7 protein-coding genes are annotated in these 7,097 nt (G+C 71.7%); all 7 read right to left on the bottom strand.

The features are described 5' to 3' along the window. Window positions 1-152 precede the first annotated feature (152 nt). The 7 genes from J0670_RS03255 to pafA all read right to left on the bottom strand — a co-directional run bounded on the left by J0670_RS03255 (window position 153) and on the right by pafA (window position 7,038). On the bottom strand, window positions 153-359 hold the full coding sequence (locus J0670_RS03255) for a hypothetical protein (RefSeq protein ID WP_243436453.1): 207 nt from the start codon (window positions 357-359) through the stop codon (window positions 153-155). Between the two features lie 27 nt (window positions 360-386). After that, window positions 387-1,343, bottom strand: a complete 957-nt coding sequence (locus J0670_RS03250) for a YafY family protein (RefSeq protein ID WP_207809384.1) — start codon at window positions 1,341-1,343, stop codon at window positions 387-389. Beyond that, window positions 1,340-2,320, bottom strand: a complete 981-nt coding sequence (locus tag J0670_RS03245) for a YafY family protein (RefSeq protein WP_207809382.1) — start codon at window positions 2,318-2,320, stop codon at window positions 1,340-1,342. Before J0670_RS03245 ends, J0670_RS03250 begins: the two co-directional genes overlap by 4 nt. Before the next feature lie 164 nt (window positions 2,321-2,484). Continuing rightward, entirely contained in the window at window positions 2,485-2,868 is a 384-nt protein-coding gene (locus J0670_RS03240) for an FKBP-type peptidyl-prolyl cis-trans isomerase (RefSeq protein ID WP_207809381.1), read from the bottom strand. Window positions 2,869-3,028: 160 nt separating this feature from the next. Continuing rightward, a complete protein-coding gene (locus tag J0670_RS03235; RefSeq protein WP_207809379.1) occupies window positions 3,029-4,348 on the bottom strand; it encodes an FKBP-type peptidyl-prolyl cis-trans isomerase in 1,320 nt (439 codons plus the stop codon). A 218-nt stretch (window positions 4,349-4,566) separates the two neighbouring features. Further along, window positions 4,567-5,556, bottom strand: coding sequence for an FKBP-type peptidyl-prolyl cis-trans isomerase (locus tag J0670_RS03230; protein ID WP_207809378.1), 990 nt, complete (start codon window positions 5,554-5,556; stop codon window positions 4,567-4,569). A 120-nt stretch (window positions 5,557-5,676) separates the two neighbouring features. Beyond that, a complete protein-coding gene (gene pafA, locus J0670_RS03225) occupies window positions 5,677-7,038 on the bottom strand; it encodes a Pup--protein ligase (protein WP_207809376.1) in 1,362 nt (453 codons plus the stop codon). Between the last annotated feature and the right edge of the window lie 59 nt (window positions 7,039-7,097).

The following is a 7,097-nucleotide window of genomic DNA, read 5'->3' as shown; positions in this document are numbered from 1 at the left end:
AGCGCCCGCGAGGCCTCGTCCACGCCCTTGGCGAGCGCCCGCACGTCCAGCCAGAGCCGGATCGCGAGGACCCCGAGGACCAGCAGGCCCGCGGTGGCGAGCAGGACGGCGGCGACGAGCATCCAGGACATGCGCCCCACCCTATACGGGGGTCACCCGTCCACCGGGACGAGCCGCATGGTGCGCACCCCCGCCCCGGTGAGCGCCTCGACGATCTTCTCCCCGGCCGTCTTGCGGACCGCGGCCCCGCAGAGCGGGCAACCGAAACTGTAGTGCGCCTGCGCCGGGGTTCGACCGAGGATCAGCCGGAACTCCTCGGCCGGGAGCTCCACCTTCTCCCGGCACTCCGAGCAGTACACCTTGAATCTGGTCCCGGGCTCCACCGCTCAGCCCCGCCCCTCCCCGTAGGCGGCCAGCGCCTCCCGCGCGGCCGAGCGCGCCTGCTCGGCCAGCTCGGGCGGCGAGACGATCCGGCCGTCCCGGCCCAGCCGCAGCGCCAGCGGGCGCAGCTGGGAGGGGTCGGCGCTGCGCAGGGTGATCCGCAGACCGCCGTCGGGCAGTTCCTCGGCCCGGTCGTGGGTGTAGTACTCGGCGACCCAGCGCCCGCCGGAGGAGACCTCCACCACCACCTCGGGGTCGTCCGCCGCCGGGTTGACCAGCCCGCCGCTCAGGTCGCGCGGCTCGCGCCGCGGCGGATCGGCCGGGACGTCCAGGACGCGGATCTCGGCGACCCTGTCCAGCCGGAACATCCGGTGGTCCTCGGAGGTGCGGCACCAGGCCTCGAGGTAGGTGTGGCCCTCGGTGAGCAGCCGGATCGGGTCGACCTCGCGCTCGGTCATCCCGCCGCGCCCGTGCGAGTAGTAGCGCAGCCAGAGCCGGCGGCCCTCGCTGAGCGCCCGGTCGATGTCGGCGAAGACGTGGCTCTCCGCCTCGAAGGTCACGCCGACCCGGGCGCTGCCCTCGGCGCTCTCCCCCGCCGCGTTCTCGATCTTGGCGACGGCCCGGGTGAGCGCCTCCCGGTCCCCCGCCCGCAGGCCCGGCAGCCCGGCCACCGCGCGGGCGGCCACCAGCAGCGCGGTGGCCTCGTCGGCGGCCAGCCGCAGCGGCTGGGCGACGTCGTCCACGTTGTGCCACCAGATCCGCTCGCCGTCGGTGTCGATGTCGAGCAGGTCACCGCCGCGGAAGCTGGTGCCGCACATCGGCAGCACGTTGAGGTCCCCGATCAGCTCGCGCTCGCTGATCCCGAACGCCCGGGCCACCTCGGCGACCTCGGCCCCGGGCCGCTCGCGCAGGTAGGTGACCAGCGACAGCATCCGTCGCGTCTGGTCGATCGCATTGCTCATGCCCGCTCGTCCTCCGAGTCCAGCCCCGCGACCGCCCGCAGCCGGTCGACCACATCCGCCCGCAGCTCCTCCGGCCCGAGCACCAGCACGTCCGGCCCGAACTCCGCCAGGTCGGCGCCCAGCCCGTTGCCGTACGGGATCTCCAGCTCGTCCCAGCCCTCGTCCACCCGGGTGCTGGCGAGCGCCTTGGTGCGCAGCGGGAAGCCCGCGCCCCGGCGGACCCGGACGGTCGCGGTGGCCGTGGCGCCCTCGCCGGCGAACTTGGCCACGGTGGCCCGCACGTCCACGTGCTCGGGCACCGTCCCGAGGAAGGCCCCGCTCCTCGCCCGCACCTTGCCGGTGATCCGGCTGAGCCGGAACACCCGGGCGTCGCCGCGGTCGCGGTCGTACCCGGCCAGGTACCAGTGCCCGCGCCAGCACTCCAGCGCCCACGGCTCGACGCTGCGCTGCTCGACGACGGCGGCGCCGGCCTTGCGGTACTCGAAGGAGACCGGACGGCGGTCCCGGGCGGCGGTGAGCAGCGGCTCGAACGCGGCCTCCCGGGCGGGGATGCGCGGCTCCAGGGCGGCCCGGCCCTCGGCCTCGGTGAACGGCACCCCGGCCGCCCGCAGCTTCTGCAGCGCGCCGCTGGCCGCTCCGGACATCTTGGCCTGCTGCCAGACCCGGGCGGCCAGGGTCAGCGCGGCCGCCTCCTCGGCGTCCAGCGCGATCTCGGGCAGCCTGTTGCGGTCGGGGCGGGCCAGGTAGCCCAGCTCGCCGTCCAGGGCGCTCTCGTCGACGTCGATCACCAGGCCGAGCTCGCGCAGGTCGTCCTTGTCCCGCTCGAACATCCGGTTGAAGGCGTCCTCGCTGCTGTTCTGCCAGGCCTCGCGGTACGCCTCGATGGATTCCCGCAGCTCCTTCTTGGAGAGCGGACGTCTGGTGTTCATCAGGCACAGGGCGAGATTCATCAGCCGCTCTGCCTTGGCGATCGCCATCGCTGACCCTTCCGGTGTGCCGCGCCGCGCGCGGGGTGCGCCAACCGGGCGATGCTCACCCGGCGGGACGACCGTACCGGTAGCGGTACGCACTGCAAAAGCCGCGTCCGGGAACGCCCGTGGGCCGGGCCCCCGGAGGGGTCCGGCCCACGGCCACGACGGGCTCAGACGCCCAGCAGGTCGACCACGAAGATCAGGGTCGAGTGCGGCGGGATCGCCGGGGTCGGCGACTGGGCGCCGTACGCCAGGTGCGACGGGATGGTCAGCTCGCGACGGCCACCGACCTTCATGCCCGCGACGCCCTGGTCCCAGCCCTTGATGACCCGGCCGGCGCCCAGCGGGAACTGGAACGGAGCGATGCCCCGGTTCCAGCTCGCGTCGAACTCCTCGCCGGTCTCGAAGGTCACGCCGACGTAGCGGACGCTGACGACCTGGCCCGGCTTGGCCTCCTCGCCGTCGCCCACGACGATGTCGCGGATCTTCAGCTCGGTCGGGGCGTCGCCGATCGGGAAGTCGATCTCAGGCTTCTCGTTGAGGTTGACGCTCACAGTCCCTCTTCTCACATTCGCGTTGCTTACACGACCAAGCGGCGGGCGCCCGCACCCGGTCCGTTCCTGGACCACGGTACGGGCGCCCGCCGCCCGTCGGGGTCCGGCCACGCGGCCGGGCCCCGAGGTCACACGCACACCATTGTCACCCGAAAGTGGATCAGCCCTGACCGGCGTCCAGGATGTCCACCACGAAGACGAGGGTCGCGCCGGGCGGAATGTCGCCCTGGCCCTTGTCCCCGTAGCCCAGCGAGGCCGGGATCACCAGCTCGACCCGGCTGCCGACCGTCTGACCGACCAGCCCCTGGTCCCAGCCCTGGATGACCTGGCCGCCGCCGACCGGGAACGAGAAGGCCTGCCCCTTGCTGAGCGAGGAGTCGAAGACCTTGCCGTCCTTGAACAGCGCGCCGGTGTACTGGACGACGACCTTCTCGCCCTTCTCCACCGCCGGCCCGGTGCCCTTGATCAGGACGTGGGTCTTCAGCTCAGTCGGGTCCTTGGCCCCGGCCACCGGGGTGATCTCGGCCGGCTTCTTGCCGTTGTCCTTGACCTGCGGGAAGTCCGCCGGCGGCGGGGTGACGGTACCGCTCACCACGGCGTCCGGCGCGCTGGTGTTGCGGATGTCGATCACAAAAATCAGGTCGTCCTTGGCGCCGATCGACATGTCGGCCTTGCCCTGCGAGCCGAAGGCGGCGGCCGGCGGGGCCACCACCAGCAGCCGGCTGCCGGCCTTCTTGCCGATCACGGCCTGGTCCAGCGCCGGGATCAGCGCGTCGGTGCCGGCCTGGAAGATCTGCGGCTTGCCGTTGTTGTCGTACGAGCTCGGGATGTCCTTGCCCGTGTTCCAGTCCTTGGCGGTGTAGTCCACCGAGGTCCAGAAGTTCTTGTCCACCTTGGGGCCGGTGCCCTCGGACAGCACCTTCACCACGAAGGAGCCGTCGGAGGTCTCACCCGGCACCTGGATGTCGGCCTTCTTGCCGAAGTCGCCGGTGATCGTCGGCAGCACCTTGGCGCTGTCCTTGATCGGCGGCACCGGCTCGGCGCTGGGCGTGGGAGGCGCGGTCGTGGCGGCGTCCGGCTTGGCGGCCGAGGCGTCGCTCTTGGAACCGTCCTTGTTCACCACGTAGAGCGTGATACCGCTGCCGACCAGCAGGACGGCGAGCACCGTGCCGAGGATCACGCCCAGCTTGCCCACACCGGGCGGGTTCTCGTCGTACCCGGCCTCCGAGGTGTCGGTCTTGCGCACGTTGCTGGCGAAGATCTGCGGGGCGTCCTCGTCCGTCTTGGTCCCGCCCTTGGCGCGCGGCGCGTCACCGGGCTGCGCCCAGCCGGCCTGCTGCGCCAGGATCGCCGGGGGGACGACGATCGACTCGCGGTCCCCCGCGAGCTGGCCGCCGGGACGCGAGGCGGCCGGGTCACCCGCAGAGCCGTCGTTCGCCGCGGTGCCGGCACCGCCCGGGCTCGGCGTCTTCTCAGTCATGACTCCCCATCCATCTCGCCGCGAGGTCTTCCAGGTCTGCGCCCGGCGTGGTGAGCGCCGGCCTGCCGTCGCACCACCCGCCCGGACCGTGGCGCCGGGCGGCGCCTGCCACAAGCGCGAGGGCAGTATGGCAGCTCAGGATGAGGGCGGACGCTACGTCGTACGCGTCCGCCCAAGACTACGGAATCCCCGGGGCCGGTTCCTAGAGCGCCGGACCGTCAGACCGCTTCGAGGATGTCGATCACGAAGACCAGCGTGGAGTTGGCCGGCACCGCGCCCTGCGCCTGGTCCTTGTACCCGAGCGCCGGCGGCACCACCAGCTGGACCCGGCTGCCGACGTTCTGCCCGACCAGGCCCTTGTCCCATCCCTCGATCACGCTGCCGGTGCCGATCTGCACCGCCTGCGCGCCGCCGTGCGTCCAGGAGGCGTCGAACTGCTGCCCGTTGCTCCACAGCACCCCGGTGTACTGCACCACCAGGGTCTGCCCGCTCTTGACCTGCTTGCCCTCACCCTTGATCAGCACCGACTGCTGGAGGTCGGTGGGCGCGGCCTGCCCGGCCGGGATCGTGATCGTGACCGGCGCCTTGCCGTTGTCCTTGACCTGCGGCAGCGTCGCGGGCGGCTGGGTCATGGCCCCGGTGAGCGTGGAGTCCTGCGGCAGGCTCTCCACGATGTCCAGCACGAACACCACGGTGTCGTTCGGGCCCACGCCCAGCTGGCTGGAGCCCTTGTCCGCGAAGGCCGCCGCCGGCGGGGCGACCACCAGCAGCCGGGTGCCCACCTTCTTGCCGATCACGCTCTGGTCCAGCGCCGGCACCAGCTGCCCGCTGCCCGCCTGGTACAGCTGCGGCTTGCCGCTCGGGTCGTACGAACTGGGCAGGTCCTTGCCGGTGGTCCAGTCCTTCGCCGTGTAGTTGACGGTCACCCAGTCGCCCTTGTTGACAGCCGGCCGCTCGCCCTCGGTCACGGTGTTCACCACGAACTCGCCGCTGGGCGGCTGGCCCTCGGGGATGGTGATGGTGGCCTTGCTGCCGAACCCGCCGTCCGAGAGGGTGGGCATCGGAGACGCCTCGCTGACCGGAGCGGGCACCGTCGGAGCGGCGCTCGCCGCCGACGGCGTCGCCGGGCCGGCCGCCTTGGGGGAGCTGCTACAGGCGACCGCGAGCAGCAGCGGCAGGGTGAGAAGCAAACCGGCGGTGCGGCGCACGGTGGTCCTAACTGTCGGTCGGAGTCGGCTCTCCGGACTCGACGGACAGCGTATGCCCGGCAGGCGTCCGGCCCCGGTAGACACCACCGGGGCCGGTCACCACCTTGATCACATCCGCGGTCACATCCCCGCGATGAGCTTCTCCACCCTCTCGTCCACCGAACGGAACGGGTCCTTGCACAGCACCGTGCGCTGCGCCTGGTCGTTCAGCTTCAGGTGCACCCAGTCCACCGTGAAGTCCCGGCGCTGCTCCTGCGCCCGGCGGATGAAGTCCCCGCGCAGCCGGGCCCGCGTGGTCTGCGGCGGGATCGACTTGGCCTCGAAGGTCTTGAGGTCGGTGGTCACCCGCTGCGCCTGGCCCTTGCCCTGGAGCAGGTAGAACAGGCCGCGCCGACGGTGGATGTCGTGGTACGCGAGGTCGATCTGGGCCACCCGCGGGTTGGACATGCTCATCTGGTGCTTCTCGCGGTAGCGCTCGATGAGCTTGTACTTCATGATCCAGTCGATCTCGGTGGCCACCCCGTCCAGGCGCTCGGTGCGGACGGCCTCCAGGGTGCGGCCCCACAGGTCCAGGACCCGGGCGACGGTGCCGGTGTTGATGCCCTTGCGGTCGGCGAACTCCAGGGCCTTGGTGTAGTACTCCTCCTGGATGTCCAGCGCACTGGCCTCGCGGCCGTTGGCGAGGCGCACCTGGTGGGTCCCGGTGAGGTCGTGGCTGACCTCGCGGATCGCCCGGATCGGGTTCTCCAGGGTGAGGTCGCGCATCACCACGCCGGCCTCGATCAGCCGCAGCACCAGGTCGGTCGCGCCGACCTTGAGCAGCGTGGTGGTCTCGGACATGTTGGAGTCGCCGACGATCACGTGCAGCCGGCGGTAGCGCTCGGCGTCCGCGTGCGGCTCGTCCCGGGTGTTGATGATCGGACGCGAGCGGGTGGTGGCGGAGCTGACGCCCTCCCAGATGTGCTCGGCCCGCTGGCTGACGCAGTACACCGCGCCGCGCGGGGTCTGGAGCACCTTGCCGGCGCCGCAGATCAGCTGGCGGGTCACCAGGAACGGGATCAGCACGTCGGCCAGCCGGGAGAACTCTCCGTGCCGGGCCACCAGGTAGTTCTCGTGGCAGCCGTAGGAGTTGCCGGCCGAGTCGGTGTTGTTCTTGAAGAGGTAGACGTCCCCCGCGATGCCCTCCTCGTGCAGCCGCCGTTCGGCGTCCACCAGGAGGCCTTCGAGGATGCGCTCGCCCGCCTTGTCGTGCGTCACCAGCTCGACGACGTCGTCGCACTCGGGGGTGGCGTACTCGGGGTGGGAGCCGACGTCGAGGTAGAGCCGGGCGCCGTTGCGCAGGAAGACGTTGCTGCTGCGGCCCCAGGAGACGACCCGGCGGAACAGGTACCGCGCCACCTCGTCCGGTGACAGCCGCCGCTGCCCGCGGAACGTGCAGGTCACCCCGTACTCGTTCTCCAGCCCGAAAATCCGGCGGTCCATGAGCGCACTCCATTCTCTGTCGGAGCTGTCCGAAACCGCCTCCACGACGACTGGGCCGC

The organism is Streptomyces sp. FH025 (assembly GCF_017427025.1).
Taxonomy (GTDB): domain Bacteria; phylum Actinomycetota; class Actinomycetes; order Streptomycetales; family Streptomycetaceae; genus Kitasatospora.
Note: the sequence above shows the minus strand (reverse complement) of the source record. Positions and strands in the feature narration are given on the sequence as shown.

Excerpts from the sequence above, each read along its gene's own strand:
- J0670_RS03245 (WP_207809382.1), bottom strand. The coding sequence starts at position 2,320 with ATGGCGATCGCCAAGGCAGAGCGGCTGATGAATCTCGCCCTGTGCCTG.
- J0670_RS03250 (WP_207809384.1), bottom strand. The coding sequence starts at position 1,343 with ATGAGCAATGCGATCGACCAGACGCGACGGATGCTGTCGCTGGTCACC.
- J0670_RS03235 (WP_207809379.1), bottom strand. The coding sequence starts at position 4,348 with ATGACTGAGAAGACGCCGAGCCCGGGCGGTGCCGGCACCGCGGCGAAC.
- pafA (WP_207809376.1), bottom strand. The coding sequence starts at position 7,038 with ATGGACCGCCGGATTTTCGGGCTGGAGAACGAGTACGGGGTGACCTGC.